At 67.0% G+C, this 19455-nt stretch carries 17 protein-coding genes; 7 read left to right on the forward strand and 10 right to left on the reverse strand.

Annotated elements, in window-relative coordinates; all coding sequences use genetic code 11:
- Nucleotides 1-36 precede the first annotated feature (36 nt).
- The 3 genes from B0920_RS10400 to B0920_RS10410 form a co-directional block, all read right to left on the reverse strand.
- Nucleotides 37-3081 (reverse strand): sensor histidine kinase, encoded by a 3045-nt coding sequence (locus tag B0920_RS10400; RefSeq protein WP_143745695.1) that lies wholly within the window; start codon nt 3079-3081, stop codon nt 37-39.
- A gap of 88 nt (nt 3082-3169) precedes the next feature.
- Entirely contained in the window at nt 3170-3823 is a 654-nt protein-coding gene (locus tag B0920_RS10405) for a class I SAM-dependent methyltransferase (protein ID WP_143745696.1), read from the reverse strand.
- A gap of 28 nt (nt 3824-3851) precedes the next feature.
- Complete coding sequence (locus tag B0920_RS10410) at nt 3852-4790, reverse strand: CysB family HTH-type transcriptional regulator (RefSeq protein ID WP_078032426.1); 939 nt, start codon at nt 4788-4790, stop codon at nt 3852-3854.
- Between the two features lie 165 nt (nt 4791-4955).
- On the opposite strand from B0920_RS10410, the gene B0920_RS10415 reads away from it, so the two are divergent.
- The 6 genes from B0920_RS10415 to cobA are packed head-to-tail and all read left to right on the forward strand — an operon-like array spanning nt 4956 to nt 10939.
- Complete coding sequence (locus B0920_RS10415) at nt 4956-6644, forward strand: nitrite/sulfite reductase (protein WP_078032427.1); 1689 nt, start codon at nt 4956-4958, stop codon at nt 6642-6644.
- Entirely contained in the window at nt 6637-7206 is a 570-nt protein-coding gene (locus tag B0920_RS10420) for a DUF934 domain-containing protein (protein ID WP_078032428.1), read from the forward strand. The genes B0920_RS10415 and B0920_RS10420 overlap by 8 nt, the downstream gene beginning before the upstream one ends.
- A 9-nt stretch (nt 7207-7215) precedes the next feature.
- Entirely contained in the window at nt 7216-7932 is a 717-nt protein-coding gene (locus tag B0920_RS10425; RefSeq protein ID WP_078032429.1) for a phosphoadenylyl-sulfate reductase, read from the forward strand.
- 24 nt (nt 7933-7956) lie between these two features.
- Complete coding sequence (cysD, locus tag B0920_RS10430) at nt 7957-8892, forward strand: sulfate adenylyltransferase subunit CysD (protein WP_078032430.1); 936 nt, start codon at nt 7957-7959, stop codon at nt 8890-8892.
- On the forward strand, nt 8892-10199 hold the full coding sequence (locus B0920_RS10435; protein ID WP_078032431.1) for a sulfate adenylyltransferase subunit 1: 1308 nt from the start codon (nt 8892-8894) through the stop codon (nt 10197-10199). The genes cysD and B0920_RS10435 overlap by 1 nt, the downstream gene beginning before the upstream one ends.
- A 17-nt stretch (nt 10200-10216) precedes the next feature.
- The gene (cobA, locus tag B0920_RS10440; RefSeq protein WP_078032432.1) at nt 10217-10939 is read left to right on the forward strand and encodes a uroporphyrinogen-III C-methyltransferase; all 723 of its coding nucleotides are present in this window, start codon (nt 10217-10219) and stop codon (nt 10937-10939) included.
- Nucleotides 10940-10963: 24 nt separating this feature from the next.
- Here cobA and B0920_RS10445 read toward each other — a convergent pair whose 3' ends face one another.
- The 4 genes from B0920_RS10445 to lptF form a co-directional block, all read right to left on the reverse strand.
- On the reverse strand, nt 10964-13225 hold the full coding sequence (locus B0920_RS10445) for a DUF4214 domain-containing protein (protein ID WP_078032433.1): 2262 nt from the start codon (nt 13223-13225) through the stop codon (nt 10964-10966).
- Between the two features lie 205 nt (nt 13226-13430).
- The gene (locus tag B0920_RS10450; protein ID WP_078032434.1) at nt 13431-13799 is read right to left on the reverse strand and encodes a sirohydrochlorin chelatase; all 369 of its coding nucleotides are present in this window, start codon (nt 13797-13799) and stop codon (nt 13431-13433) included.
- Nucleotides 13799-14983: an LPS export ABC transporter permease LptG gene (gene lptG, locus B0920_RS10455; RefSeq protein WP_078032435.1), complete on the reverse strand. Its 1185-nt coding sequence runs from the start codon at nt 14981-14983 to the stop codon at nt 13799-13801. The genes B0920_RS10450 and lptG overlap by 1 nt, the downstream gene beginning before the upstream one ends.
- Nucleotides 14980-16137: an LPS export ABC transporter permease LptF gene (lptF, locus tag B0920_RS10460; RefSeq protein WP_078032436.1), complete on the reverse strand. Its 1158-nt coding sequence runs from the start codon at nt 16135-16137 to the stop codon at nt 14980-14982. Before lptF ends, lptG begins: the two co-directional genes overlap by 4 nt.
- Before the next feature lie 89 nt (nt 16138-16226).
- Here lptF and B0920_RS10465 point away from each other — a divergent pair, with 89 nt between their 5' ends.
- The gene (locus tag B0920_RS10465) at nt 16227-17720 is read left to right on the forward strand and encodes a leucyl aminopeptidase (RefSeq protein WP_078032437.1); all 1494 of its coding nucleotides are present in this window, start codon (nt 16227-16229) and stop codon (nt 17718-17720) included.
- 89 nt (nt 17721-17809) lie between these two features.
- On the opposite strand, the gene B0920_RS10470 is transcribed toward B0920_RS10465, so the two are convergent.
- The 3 genes from B0920_RS10470 to B0920_RS10480 form a co-directional block, all read right to left on the reverse strand.
- A complete protein-coding gene (locus B0920_RS10470) occupies nt 17810-18268 on the reverse strand; it encodes a hypothetical protein (protein WP_078032438.1) in 459 nt (152 codons plus the stop codon).
- Nucleotides 18269-18386: 118 nt separating this feature from the next.
- On the reverse strand, nt 18387-18668 hold the full coding sequence (locus B0920_RS10475; RefSeq protein WP_078032439.1) for a DUF1653 domain-containing protein: 282 nt from the start codon (nt 18666-18668) through the stop codon (nt 18387-18389).
- Complete coding sequence (locus B0920_RS10480; RefSeq protein WP_078032440.1) at nt 18668-19015, reverse strand: hypothetical protein; 348 nt, start codon at nt 19013-19015, stop codon at nt 18668-18670. The genes B0920_RS10475 and B0920_RS10480 overlap by 1 nt, the downstream gene beginning before the upstream one ends.
- Between the last annotated feature and the right edge of the window lie 440 nt (nt 19016-19455).

The following is a 19455-nucleotide window of genomic DNA, read 5'->3' on the forward strand; positions in this document are numbered from 1 at the left end:
AATGACACCTCGGGCAGCGATCGATCTGCCCTGCTTTCAGGACATCGTCGAGACGCTGGCCAGGGCCGCGTCGCGATCCTCCGGCGCCTGCTCTTGCGTGATCGCGACGTCGGCCAGGCGCAGCACGACCTCGGTGCCGCGCCCCGGCCGGTTGCGGATCGCCAGCCGCGCGCCGATCTTGTCGGCCCGCTCGCGCATGCCGACCAGGCCCCAGTGGCCGGGACGGCCGCTCGCCTGCACCTGCGGGTCGAGCCCGATACCGTCGTCGCGCACCGCCAGCAGCATCTCGCCCCCTTCGCAGCGCAGGTCGATCTCGATCAGGCTGGCGCGCGCGTGGCGCACCGCATTGGCGATCGCCTCGCGCGCGATGTGGAAGACCTCCAGATGCAGGGCGCAGGGCAGCTGCACGCAGGCGCCTTCGGTGCGCACCGCCACCCGCACGCCGCTGCCCTCCCTGAGCATGTCCGCGGCCTCCGCCAGCGCCTGGGCCAGGGAGGGGACGGCCTCGTCCAGGCGCAGGTCCATCACCTGGTCACGGCCCTCGGCGATGACCTTGTCGGCCAGGTCGAGCGCGCTATCCAGTTCGCGCCGCATGGGACTGCCCGCTTCCATGCGCAGGGCCAGCGACTGCAGGCGCAGCACCAGGCCCTGCAGGCTTTGCAGGAAGGTGTCGTGCAGGGTGCGCGCGATGCGCTCGCGCTCGTGCAGGCGCTCGCGCAGACGGGCCTGGAACTGGCGTTGCACCTGGCGCATGCGCAGCCAGTACAGCAGCCAGGCCGCCAGCGCGACCGCGCTCGCGCACAGGAGCGCGAACCAGGCGGTCTGCCAGAAGTGCGGACGGATCGAGAACTCGGGCGTGGACGCGACGGCGCTGGCCACGCCGTCCTCGTTGACGGCGCCGACCTCGAAGCGGTAGTTGCCGGGCCCGAGGTTGGTGTAATAGGCGCTGCGGCGTGTGCCGACTTCCTGCCAGTCATGGTCCAGGCCCACCAGGCGGTAGCGGAAGCGCACGCGCTCCGGCATCGTGTAGCTGAGCGCGGTGTAGTCGAACTGCAGTTGCTCGGTGCCGGACGGGAAAGCGGCGAGTTCGTCCGGCCGGTAGGACACGCCGTCCGCTTGCAGGGCCAGCACTTCCACCGCCGGCGCTTCCGGGTTGCGCCACAACTGGCCCCGATCGAACCAGGCCAGGCCCTCGGTGGTCACGATCCAGACCTTGCCGTCGCGCGCGACCAGGGCGGTGCGTCCGCGCGAGACGGTCTCGGCGCTGCCCGGGTAGCCGTCCAGTCCGTTCCACACGGTAGTGCGCAAAGGCAGCCTCGCGTCGCGCATCGACCTGCGCCAGTCCTCGGCGCGCACGTGCACCAGCCCGCGCACGGTGTTGAGCCAGCGGTCGCCATCGAGGGTGACCGCCAGGCCGGACACGCCCGCCAGCAGCTCCGGCCGGTCGGCCAGCAGCGGATGAAAACGATTCCCGCGCAGCACCGCCGCGCCGAAGTCGCCGGCGATCACCAGCTCATGCTGCATGTCGATGAAACGCACCGGCCCGACATTGATGCCCTGCTCCTCGCCAAAGGCATGCCAGCGGCCGTCCTCGGCGCGCATCAGCAGGCGGTTGTTGCGCAGGCCGAACCACATCCGTCCGCGCGCGTCGCGCCCATAGGAAGTCGGGCCCTTGATCTGCGGGTGCGCCGCGGGCGGATGCCAGACCCCGTCCTGCCAGCGGAACAGGCCGCGGCCGGCGATCGCGACCCACAACGCGTCGCCGTCGTCCGCCACCATCACCACGAAATTGCGGGTTGGGTCCTTCGGCCCGCGCGCAGGCAAGGAATAGGTCGCCAGCACGCGCTCGCCGCGCCGCCGCTCGATGCGCTCGCCGCCGCCGAGCAGCACGCTGCCATCCTTGCCGACGGCGACCAGGTAGACTTTCTGATCGCTTTCCTGCGCCACCGGCACGCCGTCCCTTACCTGCCACAGCCTGCCCAGGTCGTCCATGCCGGTGGTGGCCGCCCACAGCACGCCGTCGCCGTCCTCGACCAGGTAGGCGTTCTCGGTCTGCTCGTCGAAGGGCACGTGGCGCAGCTTGTTTGGCCGCAGGCGCTCGACGCCGGCGATGGTGCCCACCCACAGGTTGCCCTCGCGGTCCTCCATCATCGAATGGACGTTCAGGCTGCTCATCTGCCAGGGCTGATCGAAGCGCTCCTCGCCTTTGCCAATCAAAATGCGCTCGCGCTCGCGCCGCCAGGTGGCGGGCAGGATGCGGCACAGCCCGACAGGGCAATTGCCGTTCCAAAAATTGCCATCGCGGTCGAACAGGCTCTGGAAGCTGCTCGAGCGCAGGCGCGACTCGGGACGCGGACGCCAGCCGCCGGGCGGCGCCGGCAAGACCTGCATCGCGTTGCCGGCCAGCGCCCAGATGCGCCCGTCGGGCGAAGCCAACAGCATCGGATAGCGCGTGGTCGCCATCACCGGCGCGAAACGGCGCTGCGCGCGGTCGAGCAGGAAGATCTGCTTGCCGTCGGAGGCCCACAGCCTTCCGTAGTGGTCGTGGTAGACGTATTCGGCGTAGTTGCCGGGGAAGCCCCAGTCCGCGCCGACGCGCTCCAGGCGGCCGTCGCGGTAGCGGAACAGGCCGCTGGACGAGGCGACCCACAGGCTGTCCTCGGCGTCGAAGGCCAGGGCGAAGGTCGCGCCGATCGGCTCGCCCGGCTTCGCCGAGACGTGCTCGAGCCTGCCGTCGCGCACCACCGACAGGCCGCCCAGGGTGTAGCCGATCCACAGTTCGCCATTGGGTCGCGGCAGCAGGACCGTGATGCTGGCGCCGAGCAGGCGCCCGCCGTCACGCGGCGCGAAAGGCGTGAACTTCACGCCGTCGAAACGGTACAGGCCCGAGGTCGTGCCCAGCCACAGCCAGCCGTCGGCGGTCTGGGCCATCGCTTCGATCTCACGCGGCGCCCCTTCCTTTTCGCGCCAGATGTCGTGATAGAGCGCGTCCAGGCGCATGGACGGGTCCAGCGCCAGCACGGGCTTCGCCCAGCCCAGCAGGCAGGCGAACAAGGCGAGAATGAATTTCAGACGGCGCAAAACGGTCAGGGCAAATGAAATACGGCCAACAGCATCTTTAACAAAAAGATATTGTAGAGCGTTTAGCGCCAGCCGCAAGGCCCCTGTCTCATTTCAGCTTGCAGGTCAGCACCCAGTAAAACTCCCAGCGCGCGATCTTGAGGTCCTTGCCGACCGCGCCCACCCGCTTGCGCAGCGCGCTGTCGGTCGGGTAGCTCTTGGCCAGTTCGTGGCGCGAACCGTCCTCGTCGGTGACGATGTGGAAGGTGTTGCCCTGGGCGTCGGTGCGCGCGATGGTCGGGCTCTCGTCCTCGATGTATTCGTCGTCGACCAGCACCAGCAGCACGTCCTTGCCCAGGCGTTTTTTCAGCTGGGCGAGGAAAAGGTCCTGCTCGTCGCGCGTGAAATGCGACCACAGGCCGGCCATGAACACCGCCGTGAAGCCGCTCAGGTCGGCCGGCAGGTCGAGGGCGTCGACCCGGCGCCAGCTCACGTTGGCCAGGCCCTCGCCCAGTTCGCGCGCCACGTCCAGCATTTCCTCGTTGACGTCGGTGGCCAGCACCGATTCCGCGCCCTGGGCGATCATCTCGGTCCAGGCCCCGGTGCCGCAGCCCAGTTCCAGCACCCGGTGGCCCTTGAGCAGGGTGGCCAGCTGTTCGCCGGCCTCCTGCAGGTCTTCCTGGCGTTCCTCGGATTGTTCGACCAGGCTGTCGTAGCGCTCGGCGTTGCGTGCGTAATAGGCGGCGACCGCGTCCTTGTTCATCGTGCTTCCTTGTTGCATGGGTTGATACTCAGATTTCGTAGTTGTCGCCGCCGCGCATGGCGGCTTCGACCATCTTGCGGTTCAGCGTGGGCGCCAGCAGCTCGATGAAAGTATAGATATAGCTGCGCAGGTAGGCGCCCTGCTTGATCGCCACGCGCGAGGTGTTCATGCCGAACAGGTGGCCGACCGGCAGCGCGCGCAGGTTGCGGTCGCGCTCGGGGTCGAAGGCGATGCTGGCGATGATGCCCACCCCCATGCCCAGCTCCACATAGGTCTTGATTACGTCGGCGTCGATGGCCTCCAGCAGCACGTCGGGCTTGAGGTTGCGCAGGGCGAAGGCGTGGTCGATCTTGCTGCGCCCGGCGAAGGCGGCGTCGTAGGTGATCACCGGGTAGCTGGCGATCTCTTCCAGCGAGACGGCGCGCGACTTGAACAGCGGGTGCTCGGGCGGGGCCACCACCACGTGCTCCCACTGGTAGGCCGGCAGGGTCACCAGGCCGTCGACCGCCGTGATCGATTCGGTGGCGATGGCCAGGTCGGCCTGGTCGTTCTTGATCATGTCGGCGATCTGGCGCGGATTGCCCTGCAAGAGGGACAGACGCACCTTGGGGAATTTCTGCATGAAGCCCTGCACCACCTTGGGCAGCACGTAGCGCGCCTGGGTATGGGTGGTGGCGATGGTGAAGCTGCCGCTGTCGTGGGCCGCGTATTCCTTGCCGATGCGCTTGAGGCTGTCGATCTCCTGCATGATCAGCTCGACCGACTGCAGCACCAGGCGCCCGGGCTCGGTCAGGCCGCGGATGCGCTTGCCGTGGCGGGTGAAGATGTCGACCCCGAGCTCTTCCTCCAGCTCGATGATCGCCTTCGACACCCCCGGCTGGGAAGTGAACAAGGCCTTGGCGGCATCGGTCAGGTTGTAATTCTGGCGGACGGCCTCGCGCACGAAGCGCAGTTGATGAAGATTCATTCGGCGTGATTTGTCAGTTTGGCAGCAGACGCTATTTTAAGATGCTTATTCGGGTTGCGCATATAAGCAAATAAATTCTTCGTAGTTTGGAATATAGCGACGGGTCCGTATTATCGAGAATACTTTAATGGGTGGACAACACATCCATTCTTTCTGGACGAGAACATGTACCGCTACGACCACTACGACCACCTCATCGTGCGCGAACGGATTGCGCAATACCGCGACCAGGTTCAGCGCCGCCTCAACGGTGAGTTGACGGAAGAAGAATTCCTCCCGCTGCGTCTCCAGAACGGCCTGTACATGCAGCGCCATGCCTACATGCTGCGCATCGCCGTGCCCTACGGCCTGCTGTCCTCGCAGCAGGTGCGCATGTTCGCGCACATCGCGCGCAAGTACGACCGCGGCTACGGCCACTTCACCACCCGCCAGAACATCCAGTTCAACTGGATCGAGCTGGAACAGACCCCGGACATCCTGACCGACCTGGCCTCGGTCGAGATGCACGCGATCCAAACCTCGGGCAATTGCATCCGCAACATCACGACCGACGAATACGCCGGCGTCGCGGCCGACGAGCTGATCGACCCGCGCCCCTTCGCCGAGATCCTGCGCCAGTGGAGCACCTTCCACCCCGAGTTCATCGCCCTGCCGCGCAAGTTCAAGGTCGCCATCAACGGCTCGCTCGAAGACCGCGCCGCCGTGGCCGTGCACGACATCGGCCTGACCATGGTGCGCAACGAGGCCGGCGAAGTCGGCTTCAAGTTCATGGCTGGCGGCGGCCTCGGCCGTACGCCCATCATCGGCAGCGTGATCCGCGAATTCCTGCCCTGGAAGCACCTGCTCACCTATACCGAAGCCGTGATGCGCGTGTATAACCAGTTCGGCCGCCGCGACAACAAGTACAAGGCCCGCATCAAGATCCTGCTCAAGGCCCTGGGCGTGGAGGAATTCACCCGCCTGGTCGAAGCCGAATGGGCAGACCTGAAGGATGGTCCGGAGACCATCACCGAAGAAGAATTCCAGCGCGTCGCCAAGTGGTTCCAGCCGCACGACTACGCCCGCCTGGACGACAGCGACGTGCTGGCCGCCCACCCGGACAACCGCGCCTTCGCCAACTGGGTCAACCGCAACGTCAAGCCGCACAAGGTGCCGGGCTATGCCGCCGTGGTGCTCTCGCTCAAGAAGACCGGCGTGCCGCCGGGCGACGCCACCGCCGAGCAGCTCGACTTCGTGGCCGAACTGGCCGACCGCTACAGCTTTGGCGAAGTACGCGTCACCCACGAGCAGAACCTGGTGCTGGCAGACGTCGAGCAGAGCAAGCTGTTCGAGCTGTGGCAGCAGGTCAAGGCCAAGGGCCTGGCGACGCCGAACATCGGCCTGCTGACCGACATCATCGCCTGCCCCGGCGGCGACTACTGCTCGCTGGCCAACGCCAAGTCGATCCCGATCGCGGCCGCCATCGCCGAACGCTTCGACTCCCTCGACTTCCAGCACGACATCGGCGACATCGAACTGAACATCTCGGGCTGCATCAACGCCTGCGGCCACCACCACGTCGGCAACATCGGCGTGCTGGGCGTGGACAAGGACGGCAGCGAGTGGTACCAGGTGTCGATCGGCGGCGCCCAGGGCAACGAGACCGCGATCGGCAAGATCATCGGGCCTTCGTTCTCCGCTGGCCAGATGCCGGAAGTGATCGGCCGCCTGCTCGAAGTCTATGTGCGCGAGCGCATCGAAGGCGAGCGCTTCGTCGACACCGTCGGCCGCATCGGCATCACGCCGTTCAAGGAACACGTTTATGCCACCCCGATCAAGGGCGGCGCACTGGTTGGGGAAGACGAATATGCCTAATTTCGAACTGCAGGCGCACAAACAGATCATCAAGGGCCGCGAGATCGTCGACGACGACTGGAGCGTGCTGCGCCTGGGCGAGGACGCGGCGCCCGAGACCGTCGAGGTCCCGGCCGGCAAGATCATCGTCCCCCTGGCCGTGTGGAAGGCCCAGCGCAATGCATTGGCCGACCGCCCCGCGCTGGGTGTGTGGTTCGCCCCCGACCAGCTCGCTGCAGAGATCAAGGACGACCTGCACCGCTTCGCCGTGATCGCGGTCGACTTCCCGAAATTCTCCGACGGCCGCGGCTATTCGATCGCCTTCAACCTGCGCCGCCGCCTCGGCTACGCGGGCGAGCTGCGCGCGATCGGCGACGTGCTGCGCGACCAGCTGTTCCAGATGCACCGCTGCGGCTTCGACGCCTACGCGACCCGCCAGGACCGCAGCATCGTTGATGCGCTCAAGGGCCTGTCGGTGTTCTCGGAAACCTACCAGGCCTCGGTCGACCAGCCCGTGCCCCTGTTCCGCCGCGCCCAGCGCGACCTGGCGCCCGAGCATCGCGACGTCGGCGCCGGCATCTAGGAGTCCAGCATGAGCGACCTGCACCATCGCGTGGAAGAAACCACCGCGATCCTGGAGCGTATTTCCCGCGATTTCACGCCCGCCGTGTTCGCGTCCAGCCTGGCGGCCGAAGACATGGTCTTGACCGACCTGATCCTCAAGAACAAGCTGCCGATCGGCATCTTCTCGCTCGAGACCGGCCGCCTGCACGCCGAGACCCTGGCCATGCTCGACAAGGTCAAGGAAAATTATGGCTACGAGATCGCGTTGTTCCGTCCGCAGCCCGAGGCGGTCGAGGCCTATGTGGCCCAGAACGGCCTGAACGCCTTCTACGACAGCGTCGAGATGCGCAAGGAATGCTGCCGCGTGCGCAAGGTCGAGCCGCTTGGACGGGCGCTCAGCGGCAAGCGCGCCTGGATCACCGGCCAGCGCCGCGCCCAGTCGAGCACCCGCGCCGAACTGGCGGTGCAGGAAGATGACGCCGCCCACGGCATGCAGAAGTTCAACCCGCTGGCCGACTGGTCGGAGCAGGACGTCTGGGACTACCTGCGCGCCAACGCGGTGCCCTACAACGCCCTGCACGACCGCGGCTACCCCTCGATCGGCTGCGAGCCCTGCACCCGCGCGATCCAGCCGGGCGAGGACGTGCGCGCCGGCCGCTGGTGGTGGGAGAACCCCGAGTCCAAGGAATGCGGGCTGCACGTGGTCGACGGCAAACTCATTCGCATCAAATCCGTGGCCGCCTAGGCCGCAACCAAGAACAGGCAGAACATGACTACCGTGATTGAACAAGCACTGCTGAGCGACGTGAATGCGCGTCACCTCGACCTGCTGGAATCGGAAGCGATCCACATCCTGCGCGAAGTGGCGGCCGAATGCAGCAACCCTGCCCTCCTGTTCTCGGGCGGCAAGGACTCGGTCGTGCTGCTGCGCCTGGCCGAGAAGGCCTTCCGTCCGGGCAAATTCCCCTTCCCCCTGGTGCACATCGACACCGGGCATAACTTCGACGAAGTGATCGCCTTCCGCGACGCGCGCGTGGCGGAACTGGGCGAGCGCCTGATCGTCGGCAGCGTCGAGGAATCGATCAAGCGCGGCACCGTGCGCCTGCGTAACCCCCAGACCGACTCGCGCAACGCGGCCCAGGCCGTGACCCTGCTCGAAACCATTTCCGAGCACGGCTTCGACGCCTGCATCGGCGGCGCCCGCCGCGACGAGGAAAAGGCGCGCGCCAAGGAGCGCATCTTCTCCTTCCGCGACGAATTCGGCCAGTGGGATCCGAAGGCCCAGCGCCCGGAACTGTGGGACCTGTATAACACCCGCGTCCATCCGGGCGAGAACATGCGCGTGTTCCCGATCTCGAACTGGACCGAGCTCGACGTCTGGCAGTACATCGCCCGCGAAAAGCTGGCCCTGCCCTCGATCTACTTCGCCCACGAGCGCCAGGTGATCCCGCGCAACGGCCTGCTGGTGCCCCTGACCCCTCTGACCCCGGCGCGCGAAGGCGAAAGCGTCGAGACCCGCACCGTGCGCTTCCGCACGGTGGGCGACATCTCCTGCACTTGCCCGGTCGCCTCCGATGCGGACACGGTGGACGCGATCATCGCCGAAACCGCGGTGACCGAAGTGACCGAACGCGGCGCCACCCGCATGGACGACCAGACTTCCGAAGCCTCGATGGAAAAACGCAAGAAAGCGGGTTATTTCTGATGAACGCCATGACCGAACAACTGACCCAAAGCGGGCTGCTCCGCTTCATCACCGCCGGCTCCGTCGACGACGGCAAGAGCACCCTGATCGGCCGCCTGCTGTACGACAGCAAGGGCATCTTCGCCGACCAGCTGGCCGCCGTCTCGCGCGCCAAGCACAAGCGCACCGTGGGCGACACCATCGACCTCTCGCTGCTGACCGACGGCCTCGAAGCCGAGCGCGAGCAAGGCATCACGATCGACGTGGCCTACCGCTACTTCGCCACCCCCAAGCGCAAGTTCATCATCGCCGACACCCCGGGCCACGAGCAGTACACCCGCAACATGGTGACCGGGGCCTCGACCGCCGACGCCGTGATCATCCTGGTCGACGTGTCGAAGGTGAAGCTGCGCGAGGACGGCGGCGTGGACCTGCTGACCCAGACCAAGCGCCACTCGACCATCGCCAAGCTGCTCCAGATCGAGCACGTGATCGTGGCGGTCAACAAGATGGACCTGGTGAACTACGACCGCGCCGTCTACGAGCGCATCGTGGCCGCCTACGGCGAATTCGCGCAGTCGCTGGGCTTGAAGGACGTGACCGCGATCCCGCTCTCGGCCCTGGCCGGCGACAACGTGGTCGAGGCGTCCGCCAACATGCCCTGGTATGAAGGCCCGACCCTGATCGCGCTGCTGGAATCGCTCTCGGTCTACGACGAATCGCATGCCGCGCCCTTCCGCTTCCCGGTGCAGCTGGTGGCGCGCCACAACGGCCACGAGGCGAACGACTTCCGCGGCTACATGGGCCGCATCGAATCGGGCCAGGTGAAGGTGGGCGACAAGCTGGTGGTCCAGCCCTCGGGCCAGGCCGCCACGGTCAAGGAGATCGTCACCTTCGACGGTCCGCTGCAGTCGGCCGCGGCCGGCCAGTCCGTGACCCTGGTGCTGAACGAATACGTGGACGTGTCGCGCGGCGACGTGCTGTCTTCGAGCGAACAGCCGGCGACCCTGCTCAAGCAGGTGGTGGCCGACGTCTGCTGGATGGCCGACGAGCCGCTCGACCTGCGCCGCAAGTACTGGCTCAAGCACGGCACCCGCCAGACCGCCGCCAAGGTGACCCGGGTCGACAGCATCCTGGACGTCAACACGCAGCAGCGCCACGCTGCCGAGGGCCTGAAGCTGAACGACATCGCGCGCATCGGCCTGACCGTGCAGCAGCCGCTGGCGGCCGACGCCTATGACGAGATCCGCGCCACCGGCGCCTTCATCCTGATCGACGAAGTGACCCACCAGACCGTGGCAGCAGGTATGATCCGTCTGGAGCAATAGTTCTAGAAAGGATCTGCATGGGGGCCTTGGGCAAAGTTTACCTGGTGGGAGCGGGCCCCGGCGCGGCCGACCTGATCACCGTGCGCGGTGCGCGCCTGCTGGCCCAGGCCGAGGTGGTGCTCTACGACGCCCTGGTCACCCCCGAGATGCTGGCCCTGTGCGCCCAGGCCGAGAAGATCTCGGTCGGCAAGCGTTCCGGCCAGCGTTCCACCGCCCAGACCCTGATCAACCAGCAGCTGGTCGACTGCGCCCGCAAATACCGCCACGTGGTCCGCCTCAAGGGCGGCGACCCGATGCTGTTCGGGCGCGCCGACGAAGAGCTGCGCGCGCTGGAAGCCGAAGGCATCGAGGTCGAGGTGGTGCCCGGCATCACGACCGCGGTGGCCGCCGCCGCCGCCACCCTCCAGCCGCTGACCAAGCGCGGCGTGGCGCGCAGCGTCGCCTTCTTCACCTCGAGCACCGCGCCCGACGAGCCTGATCATCCGGCCCTTCCCGAAACCGATACCCTGGTCCAGTACATGGGCGGCCGCGAGGCGGCCGCCACGGCCGAGCGCCTGCTGGCCGAAGGACGCCGCCCCGACCTGCCGGTGGTGGTGGTGGAAAACTGCAGCCGCCCCGACCAGCGCATCCTGCGCCTCTCCCTGAAGGACCTGGCCCAGGGCCTGGAACCCGGCCACGGGCCGGTGCTGGTCATGCTGGGCGAAGCGCTGGCGCGGCGCGAACACCAGAAGGGCGACTAGGCGCCCTCCTCCTGCGCCCGGGGTTCAGCCCCAGGGCGTGAACTCGATCCCGTGCTGGATCGCGCCGATCACCTGGGTCTGGTTCTCCCCGCTTTCGCTGAAGAAGGCCAGCACCTGCTGGCGGCCCTGGCCCTGCTCGAGGGCCCCTAGCCAGTAGTCGCGCCCCGGGACGTCGAGCTGGCGGTGCAGCACGTTCTGGTACAGCAGCTCGACGAAGCGCGCGTCGCTGGCGTCGGCGCCGTACAGGTCGGCGAACTCCTTGCTCGCGGCGAAGCCCGCCGCCACGCTCTCCAGGCTGGCGCCGCCATCCATCATCTTGATCCAGTAGCCCATGCCGGCCTTGTCCGGCGCGCGGTCGAAGGCGGCCTGGTACAGCCGGTAGGCCTGGCCCGCCACGCCCTCGATGTCGAGGGCCACCGACACGTCGCTGAAGTGCACGCGCTCGACGTTGACCAGGGTGTCGCTGCCGCTGCCGCCCTTGCGGTCGCTGACGATGGCCGCCCCGGCCTCGCGTGTGATCGCGAACATGGACCTGGCGCCGCCGTAGCTGATGCTGTCGATGCCGCCCAGCCCGTCGATCTTGTGGTCGCCCGCGGCGGCCTTGAAGCTGTTGCTCCGGTCGCTGCCGTAGGTGGCTGCGGCGCCGCCCGCACTCGCGCCGGCGCTGCCGCCGGCCGATGCGCCCGCACCCGCGGAGGGCGCCAGCCCTGCGCTCGCGGCGGGGGCCGGGGCCGGTTTGCTGACCACAGCCAGGGGCGCGGTGACGACCGGCGTCACGAGCTCGGGCGCCGCGGCGGCCGGCGCGCTGGCCGCCGGCGCCAGCGCGCCTTCCAGGACGCGCGCTTCGACCTGCACCGCGCCGTTGGCCTGGGTGTCGATCCAGGCCGTGGCGAAGCCGCCGTTAGCCAGCGCGCTCAGGACCGGGCTGGCCTGGTCGCCCGCGCGTGATTCGTTGATGGCGAATTCGCGCGCGTCGATGGCGCTGCCGTCGGCGCCGAAGCGGCGCCCGAAGATGCCGTTGCCGTCGAAGTCGCCGCTCTGCGACTGCCAGGCGAGGGCAAAGCCGCCGTCGCTCAGGGCCGTGACCGAGACGTCGTAGCGCCCGCCGCCGCTGTCGAGATTGGCCTGCGCCATCGCGCCCAGGCGGTTGCCGGCGGCGTCGAAGCGCTGGAAGAAGATGTCGCTGACGCCGAAGCCGAAGGGCGAGTTCAGGTAGCTGTCCCAGGCCACCACCATGCTGCCGTCCTTGAGGACGCTCAGCTCCGGCAGCGGGGCCGCGGTGCCGATGCTGGCGGCGTAGCCGTCGCCGCTGGCCAGGATCACCGGGCCGCCGTTCTGGGCCAGGTAGACGTTGCCGTCGTTGATTTCGCCCCAGCTCACGACGTAGCTTGCGCCCTTGGCGGCGAGCGCCGGACTGAAGGCGCTGCCCAGGGTCCCGTAGACCTGTTCCGGGCCCAGGTTGCCGGCGGCGTCGGCGCTGCGCACGTGCACCTGCCCGCCGGCGCGCCAGGCCAGGGCGAAGCCACCGCCCTGCAGGGCCACCACGTCCGGCATGGCGCTGTCGCCGGTCGCGCCGGCGTCGGCGAACTGCTGGGGGCCGGCCTTGCCGGCCGCGTCCACGATGCGGTAGGCGATGCGGGCGTCGGCACCGGCGCCGACCGTGTAGGCGGTCACGAAGCGGCCGCCGTCCAGGGCCGCCACGCTGGGCGCTCCTTCGGGCACGCCATCGGCGCTGGGCGTCAGGGCGAAGGCGGCGCCGCGCGCATTGCCGACGGCGTCGCGCAACTGGGCCCACAAGGCCTGGTCGGCGCCCTGCCAGACGGCCGCGAAGCCGCCGTCGGACAGGGTGGCCAGGGCCGGATTGGCGCTGCCCGATGCGGCGCCCAGGGACAGGTCGGCGCCGAAGCGGTCCAGTTCGCGCGTGGTGCCCGGCTCGACGGTGAAGACCAGGGTCTCGGCGAAGCCGCGGCCCGGGAGCGGGTTGCCGGAGCCGTCGATCTGGTAGCGGTCGTAGTAGTGCACCGTCACAGAGGTGGAGCCGCCGGCGGCCGGCAACTGGCTGGCGTCGGCCACGACCAGGCGGGCCGAGGTGTCGGTGGCGGGGTTGTAGACGATGCTGAACAGGCCGGGGTTGTGCTGGGCGTCGATGAACCAGCGGCCGCCGGTCAGGAGGCCGGTGTCGATCGCCGTCATGGTCGCGGCCAGATCGCCGTTGCGCAAGGTCGTGAACAGGGTGTCGCGGTCGTCGAGGATACCGGTAGGGGCGTAATCGATGTCGGTGCTCATGGGGTGAATTCGTTCCTGGAGAAGGCCGCGCGAAAGCACGGTCATGTCAGGCCATGATGCACTACGTCAATTTTTATTGGAAGAAGGAAATACAAATTCCGTACGGCAATATGGCGGGAAACCAACGGAAAATGAGCAGAAAATCAGCTAAATTGCACGAAAATCAGCACATGTGGCTGAACTGCCAATCTTGCTTCGGTGCGTCTCAGCCCAGCGAACGCACGCAATAGTCGAGCATCGCCTGCTGCACTCCCGGGTCCTCGCCGATGGCCCCGGCCACGTCCAGGCGCAGCCCAGGATGGGCAGCGCGCAGGCCCTCGGCCAGCTCCGGCAGGTCGCGCAGCAGGTGCCCGCCCTGCCCCAGGAAGACCGGCACCACGGTCACTTCGCGGATGCCGCGCGCCACCATCGCGTCCACGGTCTCGGGCAGGCGCGGCGACATCAGTTCGAGGAAGGCGAGTTCGACCTCGACCTCGGGCAGGCGCGCGCGGCTGGCGTCGCGCAGGCGCTCGAAAGGGGCGGCCCAGGCGGCCGCGCGGGCGCCGTGGGCGAACAGGACCAGACCGCGTTTCATCAATGCCTCTCCACCCACCACAGCGCCCCCAGGGCGAGCAGCAGGAACAGGATGCTGGGCGCAGCCGCCGTGATGAAGGCCGGCCAGGTGGTGAGCACGCCCAGGTGCGAGAACAGGGAATTGATCAGGATGAAGCTCACCCCGATCATGATGCCGATGAAGATCTTCAGGCTGACGCCGCCGCTGCGGGTGTGCAGGTAGGCGAAGGGCAGCGCCAGCGCCATCAGCACGAAGATCGACAGCGGGTCGATCAGCTTCTTCCAGAACGCCACCTTGAAGCGGTCGGTCTCCTGGCGGTTCTCGGCCAGGTGGCGGGTGTAGACGGCCAGCTCGTTGGCCGACATGCGCTCCGGGTCCGAGCGCGACACCGACAGGATCTTGGGGGTGATCTCGGACACCAGATTCAGCTCGGCCAGCTTGCGGGTGGCGCTGGCGGCGGTCTCCTGGCCATAGGTGCTCTGCACGGTCTGCCCGTCCGGCACCGGGGCGCCCGGCGCGGGCAGCTCGCGGCTGTTGCTGAAGGTGGTCTCGGTGACCTCGCGCAGGCGCCAGGTGTTGTCGCCGCCATAGCTGCCGTGGGCGGCGGTGATCACCGCGCGCATGCGCATGTTGGCGTCGAATTCGTAGAGGCGCACGTCTTCCAGCGAGCCGTCGGGACGGATCGCGCGCACGTTGAAGAAGCGGGTGCCGACAATCTTGCCGCGCACGCCCTCCTCGTGCACGCTGTCCTTGGTCCAGACGCCGGAACGGAACTCGCCCGAAATGCTGCCGCCCTTGGCCTGCAGGCGCAGGCGCTCGGCCACCGGGGCCGTGCGCGGCGTGATCAGCTCGCCGAACACGAAGGTGATCGCCACGAACACGATGCCGATTCTAAACAGCATGCCGGCCGCCTGCATGGTCGACATCGAGGAGGCGCGCATGATGGTGAATTCGGAGCTGGAGGCGAACTGCGCCATCGTGTAGATGGTGCCGATCAGGGCCGCCACCGGCATCACCTCGTAGACGTGGCCCGGCACCAGCAGGAGCACGTAGAGGAAGGCGCTGCCGATGCCGTAGTCGTTCTTGCCGACCGAGGGCAGGATGCTGGTCAGGTCCATGAAAGCGATCAGGGCCAGGAAGGCCACCAGCACGAAGGCCACGGCCTGCGAAATATTGATCGCAAAATAGCGCTGCAGGATCTTCATGCCGCGGTGTCCTCCGTGCGCGCGGCTGGCTGCGCGCGGCCGGCCAGGCGGCGCCGCTTCCAGCTGTTGAGCAGGACCAGCGGATGGTAGCGCCCGTTGACGTTCAGGCGCCAGGCGAACAGCGCCAGCACCACCAGGATCATGGCCAGGTGGAGAGGCCACCAGGCCATGCCGAAGGCGGCCTTGCCCTGCTTGACGCTGGCCTCGGCCAGGCGCACCAGGTTGTTATAGGTGAAGAAGATCAGCAGGGCAAGGATCAGGTTGGCCGAGGAGCCGGCGCGCGGGTTGACGAAGCCGAGCGGGATCGCCAGCAGGATCAGCACGAGGCAGACAATGGGCGCCGAGATCCGGCCCAGCAGCTCGGACATGGTGTAGCGGTTGGGCGCGGCCAGCAGGGCCGGCGTCGACAGCGCGCTGACCGGCAGGTCGGCGCCCAGCACCGGCACCTGGGTCGCCACGCGCATGCTGTAGCGCTCGAACTCCATGGACTGGAAATCGGCCTGGCCCGGCACGCCCTGGTAGCGGCGGCCGTTGGACAGCACCAGGAACTGGCCGCCCTTGTCGTCGGTCTCGATCACGCCTTCCTTGGCCACCACCACCGAGTGGTCCTTGCCGTTGACGCTGCTCACGAAGACGTTCTGCACCACGGTCGCGCCCTCGGTGCTGCGCTCGACGAAGAACACGCGGTCGCTGGAGCTCGATTCGCGGAACTGGCCGGGGGCCACGCGCTTGAGGTCTTCGCGCTTCTGGAAGCGCTCGGTGAACTCGGCGCTCTTCATCTTGGCCCAGGGCGTGACCACCAGGGACAGAGCCGCCACCAGGGCCACCAGCGGCAGGCCGAAGGTCAGCACCGGGCGGATCCAGCCCAGCAGCGACTGGCCGGAGGCGAACCACACGACCATCTCGGAATCGCGGTAGCTGCGCGTGATGGTGGCCACCACGGCGATGAAGCCGGTGAGGATCAGGATGGTGGGCAGCAGTTCGGTGCTGCGGAAAGCGATCAGCGCCAGCACGTCGCCTGACGCGACCTTGCCGCCGGCGGCCCGGCCGAGGATGGCGATCAGGGTCCAGGTGAGCAGTACGGTGAACAGCACCGTGAAGGTGGCGCCGGCCGAACTGGCCAATTCACGTTGCAGGGCGCGTCGAAAGATCATTCAATAGATATAATTGCAGGTTAGGCACGGCGGAAAAGTGATGGCTCCATCACCTGGTCCGCCGCCAGAACATCGAAACGGAGAATCCAATGGACTTTAGCATAAAAGCATTCGACACCAAGAACACCCTGGCCGCCGCAAAGACCGGCTGCGTGGCGGTAGCGGTGTTCGAGAACAAGAAGCTGTCGGCGGCCGCCCAGGCCCTCGACGTCAACGGTGCGATCACTGCGGCGCTCAAGTCCGGCGACATCAGCGGCAAGCCCGGCTCCACCCTGCTGCTGCGCGGCGTGGCCGGCGTGGCCGCTGCGCGCGTGCTGCTGGTGGGCATGGGGGCGGACGATTCCCTGACCGAGAAAAACTACTCCAGCGCCGTGTCTGCGGCGCTCAAGGTATTCGCCACCCTCGGCAGCCAGGATGCCATTATCGCATTCCCGCTGGGTGAAGTGAAAGAGCGCGACGCCGCCTGGGCCCTGCGCACCACCGTGATCGCGGCCAACGAGGCCGAATTCCGCACCGACGCGCAAAAGAGCAAGAAGGAAGCGGCCCCTGGCGGCGTGCGCAAGATCGTCATCGCGGCCCCGGAAGCCGGCCAGCTCAAGACCGCCCTGGCGCAGTCGATCGCGATCGCCAACGGCATGAACCTGACCAAGGAACTGGGCAACCTCTCGCCCAACGTCTGCACCCCGACCTACCTGGCCGACACCGCGCGCAAGCTGGCGGGCGAATTCGGCTTCCAGGTCGAAATCCTGGAGCGCAAGCAGCTCGAAGCCCTCAAGATGGGCAGCTTCCTGTCGGTGGCCAAGGGCAGCGACGAGCCGCCCAAGTTCATCGTCCTGAAGCACAACGGCGGCAAGTCCAAGGATGCGCCGGTGGTCCTGGTCGGCAAGGGCATCACCTTCGACACCGGCGGCATCTCGCTCAAGCCGGGTCCGAACATGGACGAGATGAAGTACGACATGTGCGGCGCCGGCTCGGTGCTGGGCACCTTCCGCGCGATCGGCGAGATGGGCCTGAAGCTCAACGTGATCGGCATCGTGCCGGCCTGCGAGAACATGCCCTCGGGCCGCGCCTCCAAGCCGGGCGACATCGTGACCTCGATGAGCGGCCTGACCATCGAGATCCTGAATACCGACGCCGAAGGCCGCCTGATCCTGTGCGACGCCCTCACCTACGCCGAGCGCTTCAAGCCGGCCGCGGTGATCGACGTCGCGACCCTGACCGGCGCCTGCATCGTGGCCCTGGGCCACCACACCAGCGGCCTGTTCACCCGCCACGACGCCGCCCACGACGCCCTGGCCGAGGAACTGCTGGACGCCGGCCGCCAGACCGGCGACGTGGCCTGGCGCCTGCCGATCGGCGAGCAGTACAACGAGCAGCTGAAGTCGAACTTCGCCGACCTGGCCAACATCGGCACCCCGGGCGGCGCCTCGATCACGGCCGCCTGCTTCCTCGAGAACTTCACCCGCAAGTACACCTGGGCCCACCTGGACATCGCCGGCACCGCCTGGAAGTCGGGCGCCGCCAAGGGCGCCACCGGCCGTCCGGTGCCGCTGCTGACCACCTTCCTGATGAACCGCGTGTGAAATCTTCTTTCATCGGGAGCAGCTCGGTGAAATATTGTTTCAAATGAAAACAGCCCCGCTTGCGGGGCTGTTTTTTTCATGGCGGCGCCTCAGAACACCCGGCTCTCGACCGCCGGCTCCCCCACCCCGTCCGGGTCCGGCGCTGGCTGCATCAGCACGGTCAGGACCTGGGGATAGGCGTGTCCGGCCCCCGAATGGCGGTCCACCAGCACGCCCAGGCCGGCGCTGATCACCAGGTTGCCGATCAGGCTGGACGTGTCCGCACGCGAGGCGAACAGCTCGCGCGCGCTGCCCTTGCCTTCCTTCTTGCAGCTGACCTGCAGCGGGGCCGTGCTGCGGGTGACCGTTACCCGCCCCGGCGCCACCACGTACCAGCGCCCGACGTCGTTGCTCAGCAGGCAACCGACCCCACCCACCTCGCGGTGGTCGAGAATCGCATGCAGTTCGAGCTGCTGCTGGGGAGATTCGGACAGGGTCGCGCACCCGCCCAGCAGCGCGCAAGCGCCGAGGACGAGGGAGCGGAACAAGGGGGTATTACGGTGGGACATGGAATGCACCTGGGTTGGCCTCATTCCTCCTTAACGGCAGGAAGCGGTCCAAACTGTAGGTGCGTCAGGCGACTGGGGGCGGAAACCGTACCAGGCGCCTTGCCTCGATGTAGGTGCGTCAGGCGGCTGGGGCGGAAACCTTGCCAGTCACCTTGCCTGGAGTCGTCTCGGGAGCCGTACCGGGTGGCGTGGCGGGAGCCGTACCGTTCGCCGCGTCCAGCGGCGCGAAGCGCGGCATGCGCCGCCCATCCACCTCGATGGTCTCGAAGAAGGCCGCACGCGGTCGGACCCACACGGCGCCGTCCTGGCCACGGTAGACCACGACGGGCGTATGGTCGGCTTCGAGCACGGCTTCGCAGACCAGTTCGTACACTCCGCCCTTGTAGTGGCGGTAGCGCATCAGGCCTTCTCGGCCAGCGCCTTCTGCTTCTTCTTGAGGCCCTGGATGACCTTGAGCACGCCTTCCATGCCGGCGGCTTCGTCAAGTTCGCTGAACGCGTCCAGCACCTCGTTCAGCACGCGGTTGCGCACCGCGGCTTCGTCCGGCTCGATCGCGGCCGGCTTCTGCTCCGACGGGGCGAACTTCGACGGGGTCTCGGCTGCTGCCTTGGCGCCATGCGTCAGGGCGGCCTGCCAGATGACCCAGCGGCGTTGGGTTTCATAAACGAGGTATTCCTCGGGCTTGTCTTCCCGGCGGCGAACGATATGGCCTTCGCGCTGGGCCCATGCTTCAAATGCACTGCGCATTTCAGTCCTTTTCAAATCTGCGTTCGGGTTCATTTACTATCGAAAAATAAGATTTCAAAATAGTACCACTTTGCCACTGGGGCACGGTTGCGACCATGCTGTCACAGCCTAGCAGCCGAACACGCTCTTTCAATCCACAAATAGTACAGCTAAAGTTGCTGAGCTGCAACTTAACTTATGCCTGAGTGCAACATCGTTAAATGCTACACAGACTCGTTTATTGTTTTACGAACGTCTTTATAACGCGATCGCCCTGATTAAGCAACTTTTTTTAATATTCTATTAATTTATAATAGAATCGTCTGTTGTATTTTGCTTAATATTGCTCTCTCCTCGGACATATTATCCTGAGAGCATAGTTTCTACGCGGGACAATAGAATACACGGATCAGGAAAATACGGCGTACGGGAAAGCTGCCGAGGGTGAGGCCCCCGCCCCT

The sequence above is a fragment of the Massilia sp. KIM genome (genome assembly GCF_002007115.1).
Taxonomy (GTDB): Bacteria; Pseudomonadota; Gammaproteobacteria; order Burkholderiales; family Burkholderiaceae_D; genus Telluria.

Excerpts from the sequence above, each read along its gene's own strand:
- B0920_RS10405 (WP_143745696.1), bottom strand. The coding sequence starts at position 3,823 with ATGAACAAGGACGCGGTCGCCGCCTATTACGCACGCAACGCCGAGCGC.
- B0920_RS10410 (WP_078032426.1), bottom strand. The coding sequence starts at position 4,790 with ATGAATCTTCATCAACTGCGCTTCGTGCGCGAGGCCGTCCGCCAGAAT.
- B0920_RS10415 (WP_078032427.1), top strand. The coding sequence starts at position 4,956 with ATGTACCGCTACGACCACTACGACCACCTCATCGTGCGCGAACGGATT.
- B0920_RS10420 (WP_078032428.1), top strand. The coding sequence starts at position 6,637 with ATGCCTAATTTCGAACTGCAGGCGCACAAACAGATCATCAAGGGCCGC.
- B0920_RS10425 (WP_078032429.1), top strand. The coding sequence starts at position 7,216 with ATGAGCGACCTGCACCATCGCGTGGAAGAAACCACCGCGATCCTGGAG.
- cysD (WP_078032430.1), top strand. The coding sequence starts at position 7,957 with ATGACTACCGTGATTGAACAAGCACTGCTGAGCGACGTGAATGCGCGT.
- B0920_RS10435 (WP_078032431.1), top strand. The coding sequence starts at position 8,892 with ATGAACGCCATGACCGAACAACTGACCCAAAGCGGGCTGCTCCGCTTC.
- cobA (WP_078032432.1), top strand. The coding sequence starts at position 10,217 with ATGGGGGCCTTGGGCAAAGTTTACCTGGTGGGAGCGGGCCCCGGCGCG.
- B0920_RS10445 (WP_078032433.1), bottom strand. The coding sequence starts at position 13,225 with ATGAGCACCGACATCGATTACGCCCCTACCGGTATCCTCGACGACCGC.
- B0920_RS10450 (WP_078032434.1), bottom strand. The coding sequence starts at position 13,799 with ATGAAACGCGGTCTGGTCCTGTTCGCCCACGGCGCCCGCGCGGCCGCC.
- lptG (WP_078032435.1), bottom strand. The coding sequence starts at position 14,983 with ATGAAGATCCTGCAGCGCTATTTTGCGATCAATATTTCGCAGGCCGTG.
- lptF (WP_078032436.1), bottom strand. The coding sequence starts at position 16,137 with ATGATCTTTCGACGCGCCCTGCAACGTGAATTGGCCAGTTCGGCCGGC.
- B0920_RS10465 (WP_078032437.1), top strand. The coding sequence starts at position 16,227 with ATGGACTTTAGCATAAAAGCATTCGACACCAAGAACACCCTGGCCGCC.
- B0920_RS10470 (WP_078032438.1), bottom strand. The coding sequence starts at position 18,268 with ATGTCCCACCGTAATACCCCCTTGTTCCGCTCCCTCGTCCTCGGCGCT.
- B0920_RS10475 (WP_078032439.1), bottom strand. The coding sequence starts at position 18,668 with ATGCGCTACCGCCACTACAAGGGCGGAGTGTACGAACTGGTCTGCGAA.
- B0920_RS10480 (WP_078032440.1), bottom strand. The coding sequence starts at position 19,015 with ATGCGCAGTGCATTTGAAGCATGGGCCCAGCGCGAAGGCCATATCGTT.